Source organism: Pseudoalteromonas rubra (genome assembly GCF_000967655.1).
Taxonomy (GTDB): Bacteria; Pseudomonadota; Gammaproteobacteria; order Enterobacterales; family Alteromonadaceae; genus Pseudoalteromonas; species Pseudoalteromonas rubra_A.
This window is the reverse complement of sequence record NZ_JXYA01000073.1, coordinates 1-19,174: the sequence shown is the minus strand read 5'-3', so window position 1 is coordinate 19,174 and position 19,174 is coordinate 1. Positions and strand designations below refer to the sequence as shown.

The 19,174-nt window shown below is 48.3% G+C and carries 18 protein-coding genes and 1 pseudogene; 13 read left to right on the top strand and 6 right to left on the bottom strand.

Annotated elements, in window-relative coordinates:
* From TW77_RS22820 to TW77_RS22810, 3 genes are all read left to right on the top strand, one after another.
* Nucleotides 1–187, top strand: a 187-nt coding sequence (locus TW77_RS22820; protein WP_046007270.1) for a GlyGly-CTERM sorting domain-containing protein, incomplete at its 5' end; no start/stop codon positions are given.
* 250 nt (nucleotides 188–437) lie between these two features.
* Entirely contained in the window at nucleotides 438–1,283 is an 846-nt protein-coding gene (locus TW77_RS22815) for an ADP-ribosylglycohydrolase family protein (protein WP_046007269.1), read from the top strand.
* Between the two features lie 19 nt (nucleotides 1,284–1,302).
* Nucleotides 1,303–2,199: a hypothetical protein gene (locus TW77_RS22810; RefSeq protein WP_046007268.1), complete on the top strand. Its 897-nt coding sequence runs from the start codon at nucleotides 1,303–1,305 to the stop codon at nucleotides 2,197–2,199.
* Between the two features lie 89 nt (nucleotides 2,200–2,288).
* Here the strand turns inward: TW77_RS22810 and nfi are convergent, their stop codons facing one another.
* Both nfi and TW77_RS22800 read right to left on the bottom strand, forming a co-directional pair.
* Nucleotides 2,289–2,963, bottom strand: coding sequence for a deoxyribonuclease V (nfi, locus tag TW77_RS22805; RefSeq protein ID WP_046007267.1), 675 nt, complete (start codon nucleotides 2,961–2,963; stop codon nucleotides 2,289–2,291).
* 53 nt (nucleotides 2,964–3,016) lie between these two features.
* A complete protein-coding gene (locus tag TW77_RS22800; protein WP_046007266.1) occupies nucleotides 3,017–3,736 on the bottom strand; it encodes a substrate-binding periplasmic protein in 720 nt (239 codons plus the stop codon).
* Nucleotides 3,737–3,974: 238 nt separating this feature from the next.
* Here TW77_RS22800 and TW77_RS22795 point away from each other — a divergent pair, with 238 nt between their 5' ends.
* The 8 genes from TW77_RS22795 (at nucleotide 3,975) to TW77_RS22760 (ending at nucleotide 12,528) form a co-directional block, all read left to right on the top strand.
* Entirely contained in the window at nucleotides 3,975–4,646 is a 672-nt protein-coding gene (locus TW77_RS22795) for a GntR family transcriptional regulator (protein ID WP_046007265.1), read from the top strand.
* 31 nt (nucleotides 4,647–4,677) lie between these two features.
* On the top strand, nucleotides 4,678–5,556 hold the full coding sequence (gene prpB / locus TW77_RS22790; RefSeq protein WP_046007273.1) for a methylisocitrate lyase: 879 nt from the start codon (nucleotides 4,678–4,680) through the stop codon (nucleotides 5,554–5,556).
* An 88-nt stretch (nucleotides 5,557–5,644) separates the two neighbouring features.
* Nucleotides 5,645–6,766, top strand: a complete 1,122-nt coding sequence (gene prpC / locus TW77_RS22785; protein ID WP_046007264.1) for a bifunctional 2-methylcitrate synthase/citrate synthase — start codon at nucleotides 5,645–5,647, stop codon at nucleotides 6,764–6,766.
* Between the two features lie 97 nt (nucleotides 6,767–6,863).
* Complete coding sequence (gene acnD, locus TW77_RS22780) at nucleotides 6,864–9,452, top strand: Fe/S-dependent 2-methylisocitrate dehydratase AcnD (RefSeq protein ID WP_046007263.1); 2,589 nt, start codon at nucleotides 6,864–6,866, stop codon at nucleotides 9,450–9,452.
* A 92-nt stretch (nucleotides 9,453–9,544) separates the two neighbouring features.
* The gene (prpF, locus tag TW77_RS22775; protein WP_046007262.1) at nucleotides 9,545–10,723 is read left to right on the top strand and encodes a 2-methylaconitate cis-trans isomerase PrpF; all 1,179 of its coding nucleotides are present in this window, start codon (nucleotides 9,545–9,547) and stop codon (nucleotides 10,721–10,723) included.
* A 54-nt stretch (nucleotides 10,724–10,777) separates the two neighbouring features.
* Nucleotides 10,778–11,383, top strand: a complete 606-nt coding sequence (locus TW77_RS22770) for a LysE family translocator (protein ID WP_046007261.1) — start codon at nucleotides 10,778–10,780, stop codon at nucleotides 11,381–11,383.
* Nucleotides 11,384–11,390: 7 nt separating this feature from the next.
* Entirely contained in the window at nucleotides 11,391–11,771 is a 381-nt protein-coding gene (locus TW77_RS22765) for an STAS/SEC14 domain-containing protein (protein WP_046007260.1), read from the top strand.
* A 64-nt stretch (nucleotides 11,772–11,835) separates the two neighbouring features.
* Nucleotides 11,836–12,528, top strand: a complete 693-nt coding sequence (locus TW77_RS22760; RefSeq protein ID WP_046007259.1) for an SDR family oxidoreductase — start codon at nucleotides 11,836–11,838, stop codon at nucleotides 12,526–12,528.
* A 40-nt stretch (nucleotides 12,529–12,568) separates the two neighbouring features.
* On the opposite strand, the gene TW77_RS22755 is transcribed toward TW77_RS22760, so the two are convergent.
* Together TW77_RS22755 and TW77_RS22750 are read right to left on the bottom strand one after the other, a co-directional pair.
* Nucleotides 12,569–13,903: an NAD(P)/FAD-dependent oxidoreductase gene (locus tag TW77_RS22755; protein WP_046007258.1), complete on the bottom strand. Its 1,335-nt coding sequence runs from the start codon at nucleotides 13,901–13,903 to the stop codon at nucleotides 12,569–12,571.
* Entirely contained in the window at nucleotides 13,903–14,460 is a 558-nt protein-coding gene (locus TW77_RS22750; RefSeq protein WP_046007272.1) for a GNAT family N-acetyltransferase, read from the bottom strand. Before TW77_RS22750 ends, TW77_RS22755 begins: the two co-directional genes overlap by 1 nt.
* A gap of 299 nt (nucleotides 14,461–14,759) precedes the next feature.
* On the opposite strand from TW77_RS22750, the gene TW77_RS22745 reads away from it, so the two are divergent.
* Nucleotides 14,760–16,199, top strand: coding sequence for a chitinase (locus TW77_RS22745; protein WP_082079021.1), 1,440 nt, complete (start codon nucleotides 14,760–14,762; stop codon nucleotides 16,197–16,199).
* 778 nt (nucleotides 16,200–16,977) lie between these two features.
* Complete coding sequence (locus tag TW77_RS22740) at nucleotides 16,978–17,508, top strand: hypothetical protein (protein WP_046007257.1); 531 nt, start codon at nucleotides 16,978–16,980, stop codon at nucleotides 17,506–17,508.
* A gap of 125 nt (nucleotides 17,509–17,633) precedes the next feature.
* On the opposite strand, the pseudogene TW77_RS25850 reads toward TW77_RS22740, so the two are convergent.
* Together TW77_RS25850 and TW77_RS22735 are read right to left on the bottom strand one after the other, a co-directional pair.
* Nucleotides 17,634–17,825 (bottom strand): annotated as a pseudogene (locus tag TW77_RS25850) (ISAs1-like element ISPsesp1 family transposase); the annotation flags it as partial.
* A gap of 117 nt (nucleotides 17,826–17,942) precedes the next feature.
* Nucleotides 17,943–18,287: a hypothetical protein gene (locus TW77_RS22735; protein ID WP_046007256.1), complete on the bottom strand. Its 345-nt coding sequence runs from the start codon at nucleotides 18,285–18,287 to the stop codon at nucleotides 17,943–17,945.
* Between the last annotated feature and the right edge of the window lie 887 nt (nucleotides 18,288–19,174).

Below are 19,174 nucleotides of genomic sequence, written 5' to 3'. Positions count from 1 at the left end.
TGGTGGCGACAACCCAGGTGACGGTGGTGACAACCCTGGTGACGGTGGTGACAACCCAGGTAGTGACAAAGGAAGCGACAATAAAACACCAGACACCGGCAAGTCTGATGAAGGGGGATCTGGCGGTAGCCTTCATTTCATGAGCTTATTGCTCGCTGGTGCCTGTGTCATACGCAGGCGTCGTTAGTTAAGTAGCCCTACCTACACATACAGCTGCCAGTCATTGGCAGCTGTATGCTTCTGCTCCAATACAGCATCTAGATACAACTCTGCAGACGAGATTTTTCGTGGCATGCTGAGTGCAGTAAAAAGCGAAGTTCATACGCAGCATATTTTAATTTGAGACTGTCAATTTAGTCGAGTCCAGGGCAACAGGTTTCTTAAATATAGTAGACTGTGTCTAAAACAGACCTGTTGTGAATATACAAGGAGGCCAGATGTTGGTTGAAATGGCAATTGCTGATGCATACGGTGCCGGATTTGAGTTTGTTGCACAAGATATTATTCGTACACACAATGATCTTAGTGGCTATCGGGCACATGCATTATCTGGTGAGTCAGCCTGCTACACTGACGACACGCAGATGTCTTTGGCATTGGCTGAGCTGATGCTAAGTGATAAACCCTGGGACAGCGAAACGATTGCCGCTGCCTTTTACGATACCTACCACAGGGATCCGGTTCATGGCTATGCCAAGCGATTGCAACAGGCTTTTACCGAGGCACCTAATGCTAAAACGTTTGCCAGACTAGTTAAGACCGATAGCTTTGGTAATGGCGCTATGATGCGCGCTCTGCCATTGGGTTATCTGGCTGATGAGCAAAAAGTTATGAGCAGAGCTGAGCAGCAAGCCCGAGTAACACACGACCATGATATTGCAGTCAACGCGGCCAAGAGTATTGCTCTGGCGACCCATGCGGGCTTATATAAAAAGGCAACGCTAGATACTTTGCCAGATTATCTTACTGATTTCGGTTGTGTGTTTGATACTCACTGGGAAGGGCCAGTCCGAGCTATTTCAGAAGATACACTGAGCGCGGTTTTGACGGTGCTGAGCCAGTCGCGTAGTTTGAGTCACATACTCCAACTATCAGTAAACTTAGGCGGAGACACAGACAGTGTAGCGGCAATCAGTTGTGGTATAGCAAGCTGCTATGAAGAGGTTGAAAAAGATCTGCCCCAGGCATTAATTGCTCAGTTTGATCATCCTCATTACGGCCTAGAATACCTGACCAATATTGATTTGCGCCTTGACGCATTGAAGTGCCAGGCGTATTTGTAAATTGTAACACTGAGAAAACATGAATGCACAGAGTCATTGGATGGTCCTTTTCGAGGCGTTGACCCACAACGAAGCGGGTTATTTTTATAACGACCAGCTTTTCAGCGGGGTCGCGATTAAGCATGTGCAGGGCCTGGTCGTTGGCTGCTTGATTTATCGAGAGGGAGAGCAGCTAGGTGATTATGTACCGCCTTACCTGAATCAACCAGAACACGCGATTCTGGACACAGTATTGGAAAGTGTACTTGAACCTATCTGCGTTAATGGTAAACCCTACTCTGGGATTGTATATAGCGTCTCACAGAATGGCCATGTATCTGGTGAGAATGTATTTGTTGATGGGTGGGAAGGCCAGGGTACGAATTATCATTACGATAGTAATATTCGTCATGAACTTGCACTTGATTCTATGCTGGGTGAAGGGGACCTACTCGAAGAAATGTATGAGTGGGATGAATCGGGAGAAATTCTGTCTTGGGATGTGGCATTAACAAGTAAACTCAATGAGTCTGAAGGTAGTATTGCATTTAAAGTTGGTCAAGCGAATGAGATATCTCATTTTACTGTTACCGGAGAGTTTTTCCGCATTATCGACAACAGCGAAAAACTGGTTTGTCCATATAACAAGGTGGTAGAAGAGCTTAGCGGTTTTAAAACAGGTTCGATTTCTAAGCTATATGTAGTGTGTAGCCAACGTATTTACACCCAGCAGGAAGCGTTGCGGGCATTGATATCAGCATTAAAGCCAGTACGACTAGCGATGAGTCGATATGAATGCAAGTGGAATGGGTTGATTGTTTTTGCCGCGAAAGAGGGGATCTCTGAGCTTGAGGTTGTATCCGCATGCAGCGAACAAGAAACAGCTGCCTTACATACACTGATGGCAAGCCAATACCCACATATTAAAATGGTCTAAATGCTGCCAGAGCCTGTGTCATCAGGCTCTGCCATTTCCAGAGTACCCAATCCGCGTCCTGCCAATCCCGATTGTGTAGGGCGTATTTTTTAGCCCTGTGCTTGCAGCGCTTTAAGCGCCTTGTTCACTTGTTGGTCGGCCTGACGGGTAGTTTCTGGCAGGCGATATTTTGGGGTGAGTTTGAGGATCCACTCTTTTGCAGTGCTCAGACTGACTTTATGACCAACAGAGACATACACTGGCTTAATGTTGTCCTGAGTCCGTAAAACTTCACCGATTACTTGTTCGTTATCTATCAGCGGTGTGCTGGCGCCGCGAGTTTCAAGTGGCGTTTCATGCGTGCCTGTGAGTCGTGTTTTACCACACCCTATGGTAGGAATATCCAGTACGACACCAAGATGGCATGCCAGACCAAAGCGCCTTGGGTGAGCCAGGCCCTGACCATCACACACTATCATGTCTGGTTTATGGGTGAGTCGCTCAAACGCGGACAGCAATGGCGGCAACTCCCTGAATGAGAACAAACCGGGAATGTATGGGAAACGCACACTTTCGGTAACGACTTGTGTTTCTATGATCTCCAGTGTGCAGGCATCTAATACCACAATGGCACCAACCAGTTGGTTTGTCGCGTCGTCATAAGCTACGTCAGTGCCAGCAATGGTGGTGACGGAGTCAAATTGATCGTCACTAATAACCTGAGCTGCGAGTGCTTCTTGCAGTGCTTGAGCTTCTGTTTCAGAGCTGGGGTGCTCTATTTGCATGCTAACTGCCTTATTCTTTGTATTGCTTCGCGATTTTATCGTATCTAAGCGTCTTACTCAAAAAGCGCCTTACGATATAAGGGCGTATCCACCAACTGCTGGTAGGCGGCGCGCAGTCGAGTAACCAGCTCCGGGCTGGTGGCTAAGCTAGCCGCCAGATAGCCCCTGACACTGAGCGGTTCAATATCCAGCACATAGCGAAAGTGATCGTCGGGTAACTTCATTGCCTGCGCCATGGCGCTGATATAGCGTGGGTCGTCCACAACCAGGTCTACTTTGTTAGCCGCCAGTAACCGGTAGGATTGTTGAATATCTGCGGTCTCGATAAATTCAAAGCCCAGTTTATGTAATACCTGAGCAGCCACATCTTCTCTTTGTACGGCAAGCCGGTATTGCTTGGCGTCTTCCAGCGTTTTAATTTGGATTTTTCGGGGCGATTGGTTTGTTACAAAACCGAGGTGAAAGAGTGCCACGGGGCCAATCCAGTGAAACAACGCCTCTCGTTGCGGGGTTTTTGCCATGCTGTAGATTAGTGTGTTTGGCTTATCTTTCGCTGTATCTAAAGCACGTGCCCAGGGGTACATGTAAAACTCCCCCTCAAGCGCAGCGGTGTTCAGAATTGCAGTTACCAGTGCGGTGCTTACGCCGGCGACCTGGTCGTTGACCCAGGTTTGATTGGGTGGGGATAATTCCGTGACTACGGTGAACTTAGCCCAGCTGTGAAAGCTACTCAGCAGCGTGACTAGCATCAGGGTAACGACTGTTTTTACCATCAAAAACATACCTTTTAATCTGCATACGGATAAAAGTGTAGCAGGGTCAGGTTATCTTGCCCTTATTATTCAGGGTGTCAGGTTAAGATGTAAGCCAGTGTCGGTAAACAACCATAAATTTCATGAATACCCCCTATATTGTAAATTGTCGACAATCTGGTCCGGATCAGGTTGACGTACACGTAAAGCAGCACTATATTGTCTACAACTTTTAACAAGACCGGAAGGCAAAGACATAATGAGCTTTATGCATGAAAGTGCCGTAACTGCTTCTGATAAAGCATTTTTCCGGCTTAGAAAAGAGATTGTTGAAGGTGATATTCCGGCTGGCTCCAAGTTGAGTGAAATGGAATTGTCGACAAAGTATGAGGTAAGCCGTGCAGTTGTTCGGGAGGCGATAAACCGCCTTGAGGCCTGTCATTTGGTTGAACGTCGTCCGAATGTGGGGGCCAGAGTGGTCTCGCTGAGCGAAGAAGGTCTGATGGAGTTGTATCAGGTGCGCGAAGCCCTTGAGGGCATGGCCGCACGTCTGGCAGCGCAACACATGCCAGATGAAGAAATTGCCAAACTCAACAGCCTGTTGAACGAGCAGTTCGACGAAGTCAAAGGCGGCGAATCTTATTATCAGGAAGCGGGTGACCTGGACTTTCATTATCGCATTATTGTCGGCAGTCAGAATCAGCAGCTTATTGCCATGCTGAGCAATGGTATTTATCACCTGGCGCGAATGTATCGGGTGCAACTCGGCATGGCCGGACCACGCGTTACAACAGCCTACGACGAACACAAACACATAGTGCGTGCCATCGCAAATCGAGATGCCGAGTTGGCAGAAATGCTGATGCGCCGCCATATTCAATATTCTAAAAATAATATTGCCACCAAGTTAACCAAACAGCATCAGTCATAATCGGGGAGACACACTTATGAGTACAGGGATCATCAGCGCAGGTAAAAGATTTCGCGACGCGCTCAAAGCCAGTCAGCCACTACAGATAGTGGGCACCATTAATGCCTACAGCGCCATCATGGCGAAAAAAATTGGTCACCAGGCTATCTACCTGTCTGGCGGCGGCGTTGCGAATGCCTCTTATGGTCTGCCGGACTTAGGCATTACCTCTCTAAACGATGTGATTGCGGATGTTCAGCGTATTACCTCTGCCTGTGACCTACCTCTGATGGTCGATATCGACACGGGCTGGGGCGGTGCATTTAACATTGCTAAAACCATTCAGGAAATGCAAAAGGCGGGTGCCGCTGCCGTGCATATGGAAGATCAGGTTGCGCAAAAGCGCTGCGGTCACCGTCCTAACAAAGAGATAGTGTCGACAGACGAAATGGTCGACCGTATCAAAGCGGCAGTAGATGCGCGTACCGATCCAGACTTCTTCATCATGGCGCGTACCGACGCATTCGCGCAGGAAGGCCTTGAAGCGGCCATTGAGCGTGCTAAAGCCTATGTTGCTGCCGGTGCAGACGGTATTTTCGCAGAAGCTGTTCAGACAGAAGAGCATTATCGTGCATTTGCCGAAGCGCTGGATGTGCCTATTCTGGCGAATATCACCGAGTTCGGTAAAACAGAGCTGTGGAACAAAAAAGAGCTGGGTGAGTGGGGCGTTGACATGGTGCTTTACCCGCTGAGTGCGTTCCGCGCAATGAACAAAGCCGCAGAAATGGTGTATCAATCAATTTTAGAAAACGGCGATCAGAAAGCCGTCATCGACAGCATGCAAACTCGTATGGATTTGTATGATTATCTTGGCTACCACGAGTACGAGCAAAAACTCGACGCATTGTTTGCGCAAGGTAAGAACAAATAAAAAGTTTAAAGGATAAAGATAAAGCCGCGTTCCTGCGGCTTTTATCACAATGAAATTAACCAGCAGGTAAAATTCAGGAGACAACAAAATGGCTAAAGTATTAAGCGGTGCAGGCCTTCGCGGTCAGGTTGCAGGTAAAACGGCACTTTCAACAGTGGGTGTATCAGGCTCAGGTCTGACTTATCGTGGATACGACGTAAAAGACCTGGCTGAACACTGCCAGTTTGAGGAAGTCGCATATCTGATCCTAAAAGGTAAATTGCCTAACCAGCAGGAGCTGGACAGCTACAAGGCACTACTAAAATCTCAGCGCGGCCTGCCACAGGCACTAAAAGAAGTGTTAGAGCGCATTCCGGCCGACGCACACCCAATGGACGTACTGCGCACCGGTTGTTCTATGCTGGGTAACCTTGAAGGTGAGCACGACTTTGAACAACAGCAGGCCATCACAGATCGTATGCTGGCGTGTTTCCCAAGCATCATCTGTTACTGGTATCGCTTTAGCCATGATGGTGTGCGTGTTGATGTTGAAACAGACGATGATTCAATCGGCGCACACTTCCTGCACATGTTGCATGGCGAAAAGCCAAGCGAGTTGCATGAGCGTGTAATGCACGTTTCACTTATTCTGTATGCCGAGCATGAGTTTAACGCCTCTACCTTCACTGCACGTGTGTGTGCTTCTACCCTGTCAGACATGCATTCTTGTATCACAGGTGCCATCGGCTCGCTACGTGGTCCTCTGCACGGTGGTGCGAACGAAGCGGCAATGGAAATGATTGAGCGTTTTGAGTCGGCCGATCATGCTGAGCAGGAAATGATGGGCATGCTGGAGCGTAAAGAAAAGATCATGGGCTTTGGTCACGCTATCTACTCTGAGTCTGATCCGCGTAACGAAATCATCAAAGGCTGGTCTGAAAAGCTGGCAGCTGATGTGGGTGATACGGTACTTTATCCGGTTTCTGTACGTTGTGAAGCGGTTATGTGGCGCGAGAAGAAGCTGTTCTGTAATGCGGATTTCTTCCACGCATCGGCTTATCACTTTATGAAGATCCCAACTAAGCTGTTCACGCCTATCTTCGTAATGTCGCGTCTGACAGGCTGGGCAGGTCACGTGATGGAGCAAAGAGCAGACAACCGTATCATCCGTCCGTCAGCGGAATATACGGGTGAGGAACTGCGTCCGGTTCCAGCTATGTCCGAGCGTTAATACCCAAACTTAACATTCGTCACTGTATGGCACAGATCACCGACAATAATCATAAAGATCTGTGCCGTTGAGCCAATGAGCAATCCTGGAAGTAGTTATGAACAGCCAATTTCGCAAAAAATTACCTGACTCTTCGCTGTGTTATTACGACACGCGCGAAGCGGTCGAAGCCATCAAGCCCGGTGCGTATGATGGCTTACCTTATACCTCTAAAGTCCTGGCAGAAAACCTGGTGCGCCGCGCCGAGCCTGAAAAACTCAACGATTATCTGAGCCAAATTATTGAGCGTCGTCGCGATTTGGACTTCCCCTGGTTTCCGGCACGTGTGGTCTGTCATGATATTTTAGGCCAGACGGCGCTGGTAGACCTTGCCGGTCTGCGTGATGCCATTGCCGAAAAAGGCGGCGATCCGGCCAAAGTAAACCCGGTGGTGCCAACTCAGCTGATCGTTGATCACAGCCTGGCAGTAGAGCACGCCGGTTATGAAGAAAACGCCTTTGAGAAAAACCGGGCGATAGAAGATCGCCGTAACGACGACCGCTTCCACTTTATTAACTGGACCAAAACGGCGTTTAAAAACGTAGATGTGATCCCGCCGGGCAATGGTATTTTGCACCAGATCAATCTGGAGAAAATGTCGCCGGTTATCCAGGCGCGCGATGGCGTAGCATTCCCGGATACCCTGGTTGGAACCGACAGCCATACCCCGCATGTGGATGCACTGGGCGTAATAGCTGTGGGTGTAGGGGGTCTTGAAGCCGAGAGCGTGATGCTGGGTCGTGCTTCATATATGCGCCTGCCAGATATCGTGGGTGTAGAGCTGGTTGGCAAGCGTCAGCCGGGGATCACCGCCACGGATATCGTGCTGGCCATCACGGAATTTTTACGTCAGGAACGCGTGGTTTCTTCGTACCTTGAGTTCTTCGGCGAAGGCTGCGAGGGCTTGTCTTTAGGTGACCGGGCAACCATTTCGAACATGACACCTGAGTATGGCGCCACAGCCGCCATGTTCTATATTGACCAGCAAACCATTGATTATCTGCGCCTGACCGGTCGTGATGACGAGCAAATCAAGCTGGTTGAGCAATATGCTAAGCACACTGGTTTGTGGGCCGATGCTATGACAGGCGCTCAGTACGAGCGTGTGCTGAAATTTGATTTATCTTCGGTTGGCCGTAACCTGGCCGGTCCGTCAAACCCGCATCGCCGTGTTGCAACGGCAGACCTGGCCAAGCAAGGTATTGTGGCCGATTATGAGCAGCGTGAGGGCGAAATGCCAGACGGTGCAGTGATCATCGCAGCTATTACCAGCTGTACCAACACCAGTAACCCGCGCAACGTGGTGGCCGCTGGTTTGCTGGCACGTAATGCCAACAAACTGGGCCTGAGCCGCAAGCCCTGGGTCAAAACCTCATTTGCGCCGGGTTCCAAAGCCGTGCGCTCTTATATGGAAGAAGCGCAGTTGTTGCCTGAGCTTGAGCAACTGGGCTTTGGTATCGTGGCATTTGCCTGTACCACCTGTAACGGCATGAGTGGGGCACTGGATCCAAAAATTCAGCAAGAAGTAATCGACCGCGACCTATACGCTACAGCCGTGCTATCGGGTAACCGCAACTTTGATGGTCGTATCCACCCTTATGCTAAGCAGGCTTTCCTGGCATCACCGCCTCTGGTTGTGGCATATGCGATTGCCGGATCAGTGCGTTTTGATATCGAAAATGGCGTGCTGGGTCATGACCAGAATGGCAACCCGGTTACGTTAAAAGACATCTGGCCAAGCGATGAAGAGATTGACGCAGTAATCGCACAGAGCGTGAAACCGGAGCAATTCCGTGCCGTTTACGAACCTATGTTTGACCTGAGCGTTGACTATGGTGAAGACAACGACCCGCTCTATCAGTGGCGTGAGATGAGTACCTATATCCGCCGTCCGCCATACTGGGAAGGCGCGTTAGCGGGAGAGCGCACCATGAAAGGTATGCGACCGCTGGCGATTTTGGGTGACAACATCACCACAGATCACTTGTCTCCGTCGAATGCGATTCTGGCTTCAAGTGCTGCCGGTGAATATCTGGCAAAAATGGGTCTGCCCGAAGAAGACTTTAACTCGTATGCAACCCACCGTGGCGACCATTTAACGGCGCAACGTGCTACCTTTGCGAACCCCAAACTCCTTAATGAAATGGTGTTGGAAAACGGCGAAGTGAAGCAGGGCTCGCTGGCGCGTCTTGAGCCAGAAGGCAAAGTCACTCGCATGTGGGAAGCCATCGAAACCTACATGGAGCGCAAGCAACCGCTGATCATCGTAGCCGGTGCCGATTATGGTCAGGGCTCGTCTCGCGACTGGGCAGCCAAAGGCGTGCGTTTAGCGGGTGTAGAAGTGATTGTGGCTGAAGGCTTTGAGCGTATCCACCGTACCAATCTGATTGGCATGGGCGTGTTACCGCTGGAGTTCCAAAATGGTACAACGCGTAAAACGCTGGAGCTCGATGGTACTGAAACCTACGACGTTGAAGGCACACGCACACCAGGCGCTACGCTGAATCTGATCATCCATCGCAGCAATGGCGTGCAGCTAGAAGTGCCTGTGTTGTGTCGTCTGGACACAGAAGAAGAAGTGTCTATTTACGAAGCCGGTGGCGTGCTACAGCGCTTTGCCAAAGACTTTCTGGAAGCAAACGCTTAACCACTGCATTCTTGCTCCGCACTAACTGTGGAGCCTGTCTGAGCAGAGTGCACCCGCAAAGGGTGTTCACTCTGCTACTTAGGATGAAAACTATGACTTTCAAACCTCAACTACGTGTGCCGGCGACCTATATGCGCGGTGGCACCTCCAAAGGTGTGTTTTTTAATCTCAGCGATTTGCCCGAGGCGGCACAAGTGCCGGGTGAAGCGCGCGACAGACTGCTGCTGCGCGTAATTGGCAGCCCGGATCCTTATGCCAAGCAAACCGATGGCATGGGTGGTGCAACCTCCAGTACCAGCAAAACCGTGATCCTGTCGAAAAGTGATAAAGCGGACCATGATGTCGACTATTTGTTTGGCCAGGTCGCGATAGACAAACCTTTTATCGACTGGAGTGGCAACTGTGGCAATCTGACCGCAGCGGTGGGTGCTTTTGCCATTAGCAACGGCCTGGTAGATGCCAGCAGAATACCCGAAAACGGCATTGCTGTAGTACGGATCTGGCAGGCAAACATTGAAAAAACCATTATCGCTCATGTGCCTATGGCGAATGGCGAAGTGCAGGAAAGTGGCGACTTTGAGCTTGATGGCGTGACTTTTCCAGCTGCTGAAGTGGTGGTGGAATTTATAGACCCGGCCGACGGCGATGCAGATATGTTCCCAAGTGGCAACCTGGTCGACCAACTGGAAGTGCCGGAGATTGGCACGTTTGATGTAACTATGATCAATGCCGGGATCCCAACTTTGTTTTTCCGCGCGGAAGATCTGGGTTACACCGGTGTGGAGCTGCAAGAAGCGATCAATGGTGACGACGCGGCGTTGGCCCGATTTGAACAGATCCGCGCTTACGGTGCCGTAAAAATGGGTCTGATTGACCACATTGACGAGGCAAGGGTACGTCAGCACACCCCTAAAATTGCCTTTGTATGCGGTGCTAAGGCGTATACCGCCTCCAGTGGCAAAGCCATTTCGCAGCAGGACATTGACCTGTCTGTTCGAGCGCTGTCTATGGGTAAGCTGCATCATGCCATGATGGGCACGGCCGCAGTGGCGATTGCCACGGCTGCTGCTATCCCCGGTACATTGGTGAACCTGGCGGCAGGCGGTGGTGAGCGCAACAGCGTTACTTTTGGCCATCCTTCGGGCACCTTGAAAGTGGGCGCAGAAGCCGAGCTGGCAAATGGCCGCTGGCTGGCAAAAAAAGCGGTGATGAGCCGCAGCGCCCGAGTGGTGATGGAGGGACATGTTCGAGTCCCGCAAGAACAAATTTAGTGATGAAAATTGGCCCGGTTAATCCGGGCCTTGTTTTTTTAAGGAACGAAAAAGATGTACGAAGCGTTATTTTCTATTGCTCTGACCACAGCATTGTTACTTGGCTCGCCAGGTCCTGCCCCCTTAGCATTGGCCGCTGTAGGTGCCAGCTCAGGTGTGCGCCGTGGAGTACCGTTTTTATCCGGTATTCTGCTGGGGCTGTTAGTGGCAATTATTGCGGCTGCAACGGGGCTGGGGGCGCTGTTGTTAAGCTATCCTAATCTCAGTGCTGTGTGTCAGGGCGTGGCTATCGCCTACCTGTTTTATGTCGCCTATAAAATTGCGACCAATCGCAGTGGTTTATCTGACGTGTCTGGGGGAGAAGTGGGTTTTCGGGAAGGTTTTATTCTGAATTTGCTTAACCCAAAGGCGTACGCAGCCTGTATTGCCATTTTTGCCAACAGCAGTGTACCTGATGCGAGCCCTGTGATGGGAGCCGTGTTGGCGGCGCTAACGTGTTTTGCAATTGCCATTTTGGTGGATAGCCTGTGGCTGGTGTTTGGTGGGGTATTACACCGTTTTATTAAAACCCCCAAACAGTTGCGTATTTTACGTTTATTTTTTGCCTTTTTGTTAACCTCTCTGCTAGTTTGGATAAGTACCACACATATCCTGAGCTGAGGCTGCCATGGAGCGCTTTCATTCTATCTCTGTTGATACCGAACGCCTGAATGGTGGTCTGTTAATGAGTTTTAAAGCGCTCGGTAAGGTTAGCCATGCAGATTATATGGCTATTAAGGCCGTGATTGACAGCGCGCTGAGAGCGGCCGCCGGGCAGCAAATCAGGGTACTGGTCGACGTCACTGAATTTGAGGGCTGGGAGCTGCATGCAGCCTGGGACGATGTGGCGCTGGCACTGCGCCACAGCCATGATTTTTATAAAATAGCGGTATTAGGCAACAGCCGTTGGCAAAAACTGGCTGCTATGGTTGGAAACTGGTTTGTCGATGGGGAATCTCGCTATTTTGAGGACAAAGCGCATGCCCTGTCATGGCTACAAAGTGAGTGATCCTGGCAAGGTTTAAACGTATATAATAGTCACTGGGGCGCTAAGAAAAGGCTGATATAAATTTATGAACACACTTTTTATTACAGGTGCAAATCGTGGCATTGGGCTTGCGCTCGTAAAGCTGTATCTTGAGCAGGGCTGGAGAGTATTGGCAAGCTGCAGAGCGCCGCAATCTGCCGACGCATTGTGGCAGCTGGAGCAGCAGTTTAGCCATTTACAGATAGTCGCGCTGGATATCACTAATTATGCGCAAATGACAAAACTCGCCGCATCGCTGATTGATGTGCCCATTGATTTGGTGATAAACAATGCCGGTGTCTACGGTCCGAAAGGTTATGCGTTTGGCGACTGTGATGTAGAGCAATGGAAGCGTGTTATGGAAGTTAATGTGATTGCGCCGCTAAAATTAGCGGAGGCATTCACCCCGCAACTAAGACTGGGTAAGTTAAAGACCTTTGCGGTACTCTCATCCAAAGTCGGCAGCATGACCAACAACACTAAAGGTGGTGGATATATCTATCGCAGCTCAAAAGCGGCGTTAAACTCAGTGATCAAGAGCCTTTCCAATGATTTGTTACCTGAAGGAATAAAAACCGTGGCGCTGCATCCGGGCTGGGTTAAAACCGATATGGGTGGCCCTAATGCCCCGATCTCTGCCGAAGAATCTGCACAAGGCCTGAAACAGGTGCTGGATGAACTACACGAAGCGCAAAGCGGCGGGTTTTATGATTACCAGGGACTGGCTATTCCCTGGTAATGTTAACAAGCCTGAATACAAAGTTTGCCAGCCAACTTGCTCAGGAAAACTTATCCTGCACTTGCGCCAGATGATAGTAACCCAATTGCCCGAAGCGGCGAAGCTGAGGAAAGGGGATCCTGGGCAAAGGCCGCTGGAACAGGGGTAAATCAGGCACGGTATCTTTCATTGCAAGTTGTGCCAGCCGGTAGGCCGCCTGCGAGCTAAACGATACGCCTGAGCCACAGTAACCTAAAATATATCCCACATTGTCCTCAAAAAAGACATGGGGCATATCGTCCAGCGCTGCGGCAATATAACCGTGCCAGTAATAATCATGTGTTATATCTTTAAGGCATGGAAAACACTCAGCAAGCGCTGTTTTGAGGTGAGTCAGATACTTGATTTTGTGCTGATCTTTGGCAAATACAGCGCCTCGTCCGCCAAACAGCAGACGGTTATCTGGCAGTAGCCGGTAGTAATATTTTAGCCTGCGCGTATCCATTACTACCTGATGTGTCCTCAGGCCTGTTTGTTTCAGCTCATCCTCGCTGAGCGGGCGTGTGACAAAGATACTGCTGAGGATAGGCAAGTAGCGGTTATCGATCAAAGGATGGCTGTGTTTATTGTTGTAAGCGTTCCCTGTATAAAGCAGCTTATCCGCACTGATTTTCTGGTCGTTTACACTCAGCGTGTGGCGTTGACCGTGTTTAACCTTGCTGACCAGGCTCTGTTCAAACAAGGTAACACCGGCTTTAATAGCCATGTCACGATAGCCGAGCAGGAGTTTGAGCGGGTGCAAACCAAAGCCATTCTCGTAGCGCATGGCGCCATGGGCGTGGTGATTCAACATAAACTGCGCGTCAAGTTCTGCCTTGCTGAGCAGTTGACTGCTTTCCCCGCCAAAATTATCTGAGATAAATTGCGCTGCACTTTGCAAGTTGGCATAAGCCTGAGCATTATGCGCTATTTTCAGATAACCCGATGCCTGTGCGTCACAATCGATTTTGTGTTCATCAATGAGCGTTCTGACTCGGTTAACGCCACCATGAAACTCATCGTAAATGCCACGGCTAACCTCGAGCCCCCAACGTTTTGCATAATCGCCATAACCAAGCCTCCCTGAGCCCGGCAAAGCAAAGCCAGCGTTGCGGGCACTGGCGCCAAAGCCTACCTGATTGGCTTCAAGTACACACACCTTTTGCTGATAGTTTTGAGCGAGATAGTAAGCACTTAATAATCCAGTGAAGCCACCACCAATAATGGCAACGTCAAAGTGTTCTGACGATTGTGGCGCACTCAGGGGGGCAGGTAAAGGCTGTGTGGCAGCCCAGTAACTGGGTGCAAACGGCTGGCCCTGACAATGGGGAGCGTGGAGAGGATCAAAAGCGTGCATCAGAATTCCAGTACCATTTCAGCGGCCTGACAATGACATTCTGTGTCGCAAAGGGTACACCGATATCCTTCGTACAAGGTCAGGTCTAACCAGCGATCGTCGTGTACTTTGATGAGTTTACCGCCGGCTTTGGTGAAGTACTTCACGGCACCATTGCCTGGGCTTTGCTGCCAAAGGTGCGATACACCTGCTTTTGCGCCTTGTTGTTTCAACACTTCGACAGACGCTTTGAGTAACTTGGGTCCAATACCTTGTCCCTGCGCATCAGGGTGGATCGCAATACACTTAAAGTACGCCATATGCTGCTCATCTACTGGCCACAATGCCGGGGAGCACCACTTATCAATAGGCCATTGACCGGCACTGTAAGACGTTCTGAACCCGACTACCTGATTAGACTCATCAATGGCGACAAACGAGGCGTTTAGTCCATGCTGAGTACCCAGTTTATGCATCATTTTTATGCCGTCCAGATCCAGATAGTTCTCGCCATGCACCAGGTTGCCAAGCTCGATAACTGCCGGGTAATGAGATGGGTCGAGAGGGAGAATTGAGATCATACGCTACCGCCAATAGTCATTTACAGAAACGCCATTTTGCAGCATTTCTCAAATTAAAACAAAGCCGTTCAAAAAAAACTGGTCAAAATAGGTACGAAATTAGTGCGTTTTATACTCAGCTGTTGTTGACAGCGATGTCATCTTGGTAATAATTGTGACAACGGTGTGTCTGAATGATGATTGCGAACGTTGCAATTATTCGTGACGACGCACTGTTAAATAGAACGATAACAACTTAATTCAGAGCGTGATACGACAGTCACCTTCTGATCACAACAACATGTAAAGGATGTCCTATGAAAAAACTTAACTCCGTTTGCCTGGCGGTAATGGCGTGTATCAGCGTGCCCGCACTGGCACTTAATGTTCAGCCAGATCCGAACAACTCTGGCGCCTATTTACTCGACCGAGCCGGGCTTCAGGCAGCCGAAGCTGCCCTGACCTCAAACCCAATGTATAGCGTGTGGGCACAAGCATTAAAAACCCGCAGCAATACTGTGGTGGACGCAATTGTGCCTGGGGCTGCAACTAACCCAGAAAACGTGAAGCGCGTAGAGCGGGTATTTGGGCAGAGCGAGTGGGATTTTCTGACCCAAATGGCTGCGCCGGAATACACTTATACGCGTTTTTTGCGCGCAATAGGCAAGTTTCCGGCGTTTTGTGGGGAGTATACAGATGGTCGCAATGCAGACGCCATTTGTAAAAAGTCTATCGTCACCGCGTTTGCTCATTTTGCACAGGAAACCGGTGGTCATATTGCGAAAGACAATGTCTCTGATAACCCGCTGAGATTAGAAGAGTGGCAGCAGGCGCTGGTCCATGTGCGTGAAATGGGCTGGTCTGAAGGTCAACCTGGTTATACCACTGGCTGTGGCCAGAATGACTGGCAAAATCGTCGCTGGCCATGTGCTGACGGGCAAGGGTATTTCGGCCGAGGTGCCAAACAGCTGTCTTATCACTTTAACTATGGCATGTTCTCCGAAGCCATGTTTGACGGCGATGCAACCGTGCTGTTAAACAATCCAGCCCTGGTTGCCGATTCCTGGCTCAACCTGGCTTCTGCAATCTGGTTCTTCCTGACACCGCAGGCACCAAAGCCGGCCATGCTGCATGTGATTGACCGTACCTGGGTGCCGTCTCAGACAGAGCTGAACGCCGGTATCGGCTACGGCTTTGGTACCACCATTAACGTGATTAACGGCGGGATTGAATGCGGTGAGCACAACAAAAATAAAGGCCAACCTGTTAATCGTATTCGTTACTGGGAGGGCTTATCTCACTATTACAATATTCCGCTAGAAAGCGATGAAGAAAATACCTGCTGGCAGCAAACGCCATTTGGTAGTCTGAATCTGGATGGTGCCGGTGAAGTGCTTTACACCAACTGGGAAGCAAACTGGGAATATTACGCAGACCGTCCCGGTGGTTTTTCGTTTGAATGTAAACTTGTGGGTTATCAGACGGCTTACTCTGCGCTTGTCGAAGGTGATTACGAAAAATGTGTAACTAACTTCTATGGCTCTCACACAGGGTGGCCTGCTGTTACTGTGGTTGATAACCTGCCGCCGAAGGATGATAAACCACCTGTTGATAACGTGGCTGCGTGGGAGGCTAATAAGGTCTACCTGCAGGGCGATAAAGCCAGCTTTAACGGCAAAGTCTATGTTGCAAAGTGGTGGACTCGCGGCGACGAGCCAAACGGGACTGGCCCCTGGGAGTTGGCTCCGGCTTCCTAATGCTCTAGTGCAACCACTGTGCACTTAGCCAAGCTTATGGCCAGGATCATGAAAACGATAGGTGATCCTGGCATACACTTTTAAACTTATGGTAAAAAGTAAGCTCTTCACCATTGAGACTTACTGCGAAGTAAGTGCAACTACTAAGTAAGTATTTCGTGAGCCACTCACCCTAAACTGCAAATCATGGAGGATCTGTGCTTGTGAACTTTGTGGAGGGTTTGCGAGAAGCTATGGAAAGGGTCAGTCTGTGAACTGCAAGATTTTAGGAGACACCCATTCAAAATTGGTGTTCTGCGAGCGGTGCAGGTTCAACTTGGATGTCCTTGTTGCTTTTTTTTATGGGCAGATGATCTCAGGTCTCAAGGGGAAAGTAACTTTGATGTATTAAACGCTTTGGATAAGCACTCATCCAAAGGTATGTCTTTCTCTACTTTTGATATTCAACTTCTAGGTGTGAGAAATAACTATCAAGCTTATCAAACGGAGCTTGCAGACCAGTTTTACAATTTAGGTGTTGTCGGTGTAGCGGCTTACACTGGTGTGGGTTATTCAAGGTGCTGCGGCTAGGTTGGGTTTTCTTTCTAGAACTCAAAAATCGGCTGTTTTCGGACTCACAGGTGAAACATTGTCGTTGTTGAATGGAATAGGAAAAGCTCCCGTGATTTAGCACCGGTTGTGGTTCAAAATGCGAGGGCTGCAAAGCCATTTATGCCAAAAGTACGAGCAACATCATCTGGAAAGGCACATTTTAAAGTAAAAAATAGGAAATACGTCCTTGATTAGAGAAAACTATTTTAATTCGAGAGCTTCTGCACATTGCGTTGCAGTGGCTTTTATTTACCTAGCTTTAGATATTAAATTTTTGCTCTATGGAGAGAGTAAAGACCTGAGCTTTGAATTTTTGTTCAACGTTAAAGTGTTTGTGTGCTTCCTGTATTTGCTGTGCTCTAATAAGGCTGCTGGATACTTTGAACATGAAGGTAGCCCATCTCTAGACTTTACGTTACATATGACAGCTTTTTTATTTATGCTTTGGTTAATGGTCATTCCTGGTGTTATTGGTGTAGCTTTGTCAAAGTATTTTTGTGTTGTTTTAATAGTATTAATGGTTGGTTCACTACCGATCTTGTTTGAGCTTATAAAACATTACAATTTTCAAGGTGTTAGAATTAGTTTGAAGTGCGTGGAATTGTTCATTAAAGTTTCTTATCTTTTCTGTGTTGTCGCAATTTTAATGTACCTAATAAATGGCGATTGGTCATGGGGAGTTAGACCTCTACATACACTTATTAGAATAAGTTTTTGAAGTAAGTTACATGGACAGAAAGTTAACAAGGACACCCCCAAAAAACTGATCACTGGCCTGTATCGGGCTGCGGGTTTTAAAGTGGATGTCCTTGTTGCTTTTGTTTTAACGACCATTAACCGAACGAAGATAAGCTCTGCCCTGAATTCATCGTCAAAACTGACCCGAACACACTTGCCACGTATCGAATCTTTACGGCCTGTGTGCTGTTTTACCAGATTGTGAACGACCCGTCTGAACAGTGCTATATTTTCCGCCGAAATCGGCTCGCTGATCTGGCAAGCATCTTCCCTAAACACGACATCCACTACCGGGTGCCATCCTAACTTAGCTTTTTTTCAAACCACTGAACGTGCTCCAAACATAGAAGGCATAGCACAGTACGCCATTTTCAGTGGAGTGTCGCTCCTTTTCTTGCCTCACGAAACTGAAGTTTAAAAGGGTATCGAACCAACCGCGATGCCTTTCAAATCCTGAGCGTTATCCCAGTAATTACAACTGTCCTTTATACCCTTGATATGAACGGCATCGCCTGTTGCATAAGCCATCATCGCAATGCTAACCATTTCCTGGAAGTTTGCAGCTGTGCTGTCAATAGCAAAGCGTTTGGTATATGCGCAAGCCGCCATTTGGTTAGTGTCATTAATCGTGATAAATAAGATACTTTTACCATCATGATTATAAACAGCTGCACCAGTAAGCTTTCTACCTGTAAAGTCAGAGGCTAATAAGTTATTTGAAAATAAAATTGCAAATAATGCAAAAATAGTTTTTTTCATATTTCTCTTCTTCTATTATTATAAGGCCCTATACCATACTTGGTTTGCCTTTATTTGAAAAGGAGAATTAACAAGGACACCCACTCAATACTGATAACTGACCGCATTGCGGCCTTTTCTTTAAAAAAGAAATTAATAAAGAAATTAATAAGGAAATTAATAAGGACATCCACCCAAAAATGGCGAGATTCAATTAGGCTATGTTCTAAATTGAAGTGCACCACCATAGTTTAAGTTCTCTATGCTGGAAATCTGCAAGACAAATATGATGCAGAGGTTGGAGACAATGTCGATTGGCATACACATAAGACAGGAAGTCATTGGGCTTCTATTGGTTCAGAGAAAGACACACATAAAATGTGGAAAGTAGGTTATATTAGCTCGGTTGGCTCTGATGGAGCTGTGCATATGAGTAGCAGTTGGGATGCACCTCGAGCTACAAATGATAAAAACTGGCCAAATTTAAATTACTCGGACTTTAGGAAATGTGTAGTAGGTACATGAAAATAAAGAAAATAGTTCCGCCACTATTACTCTTTACCTCTTTGTAAGCAATTTCAGGGGTAGTGTTTAATACTCCCTATTTGAGCTTTATTAACTTAATCCTTTCCTCAGAAGAATACAAAGGTAAAGAAGTTAAAGTGAGCGGGTATTTCATGAATACAGATGCAGGTAATTTTCTTTGTATGGCAATGGAAACTTGTTATACCAGGAGTAAGGAAAGGATAATGGTTAGAGGTCTTGATGATGAGAAAGCAGCAAAGATAAACAAATGCCACGTTTCTTTAGTCGGAGAGTCACGGCGGGATCGCACTTTGTAAAAAGGCTTTAACACCCGCCTCTTTTCTGATCTAATAACGCCCACATTATCACTATCTACTTGTTAA

What these genes read in the sequence shown, in the direction of transcription:
- TW77_RS22810 (WP_046007268.1), top strand. Translation starts at nt 1,303, where the DNA reads ATGAATGCACAGAGTCATTGGATGGTCCTTTTCGAGGCGTTGACCCAC.
- TW77_RS22755 (WP_046007258.1), bottom strand. Translation starts at nt 13,903, where the DNA reads ATGCACGCTTTTGATCCTCTCCACGCTCCCCATTGTCAGGGCCAGCCG.
- TW77_RS22765 (WP_046007260.1), top strand. Translation starts at nt 11,391, where the DNA reads ATGGAGCGCTTTCATTCTATCTCTGTTGATACCGAACGCCTGAATGGT.
- acnD (WP_046007263.1), top strand. Translation starts at nt 6,864, where the DNA reads ATGAACAGCCAATTTCGCAAAAAATTACCTGACTCTTCGCTGTGTTAT.
- nfi (WP_046007267.1), bottom strand. Translation starts at nt 2,963, where the DNA reads ATGCAAATAGAGCACCCCAGCTCTGAAACAGAAGCTCAAGCACTGCAA.
- TW77_RS22815 (WP_046007269.1), top strand. Translation starts at nt 438, where the DNA reads ATGTTGGTTGAAATGGCAATTGCTGATGCATACGGTGCCGGATTTGAG.
- prpF (WP_046007262.1), top strand. Translation starts at nt 9,545, where the DNA reads ATGACTTTCAAACCTCAACTACGTGTGCCGGCGACCTATATGCGCGGT.
- TW77_RS22760 (WP_046007259.1), top strand. Translation starts at nt 11,836, where the DNA reads ATGAACACACTTTTTATTACAGGTGCAAATCGTGGCATTGGGCTTGCG.
- TW77_RS22745 (WP_082079021.1), top strand. Translation starts at nt 14,760, where the DNA reads ATGAAAAAACTTAACTCCGTTTGCCTGGCGGTAATGGCGTGTATCAGC.
- TW77_RS22770 (WP_046007261.1), top strand. Translation starts at nt 10,778, where the DNA reads ATGTACGAAGCGTTATTTTCTATTGCTCTGACCACAGCATTGTTACTT.
- TW77_RS22800 (WP_046007266.1), bottom strand. Translation starts at nt 3,736, where the DNA reads ATGGTAAAAACAGTCGTTACCCTGATGCTAGTCACGCTGCTGAGTAGC.
- TW77_RS22795 (WP_046007265.1), top strand. Translation starts at nt 3,975, where the DNA reads ATGAGCTTTATGCATGAAAGTGCCGTAACTGCTTCTGATAAAGCATTT.
- TW77_RS22735 (WP_046007256.1), bottom strand. Translation starts at nt 18,287, where the DNA reads ATGAAAAAAACTATTTTTGCATTATTTGCAATTTTATTTTCAAATAAC.
- prpC (WP_046007264.1), top strand. Translation starts at nt 5,645, where the DNA reads ATGGCTAAAGTATTAAGCGGTGCAGGCCTTCGCGGTCAGGTTGCAGGT.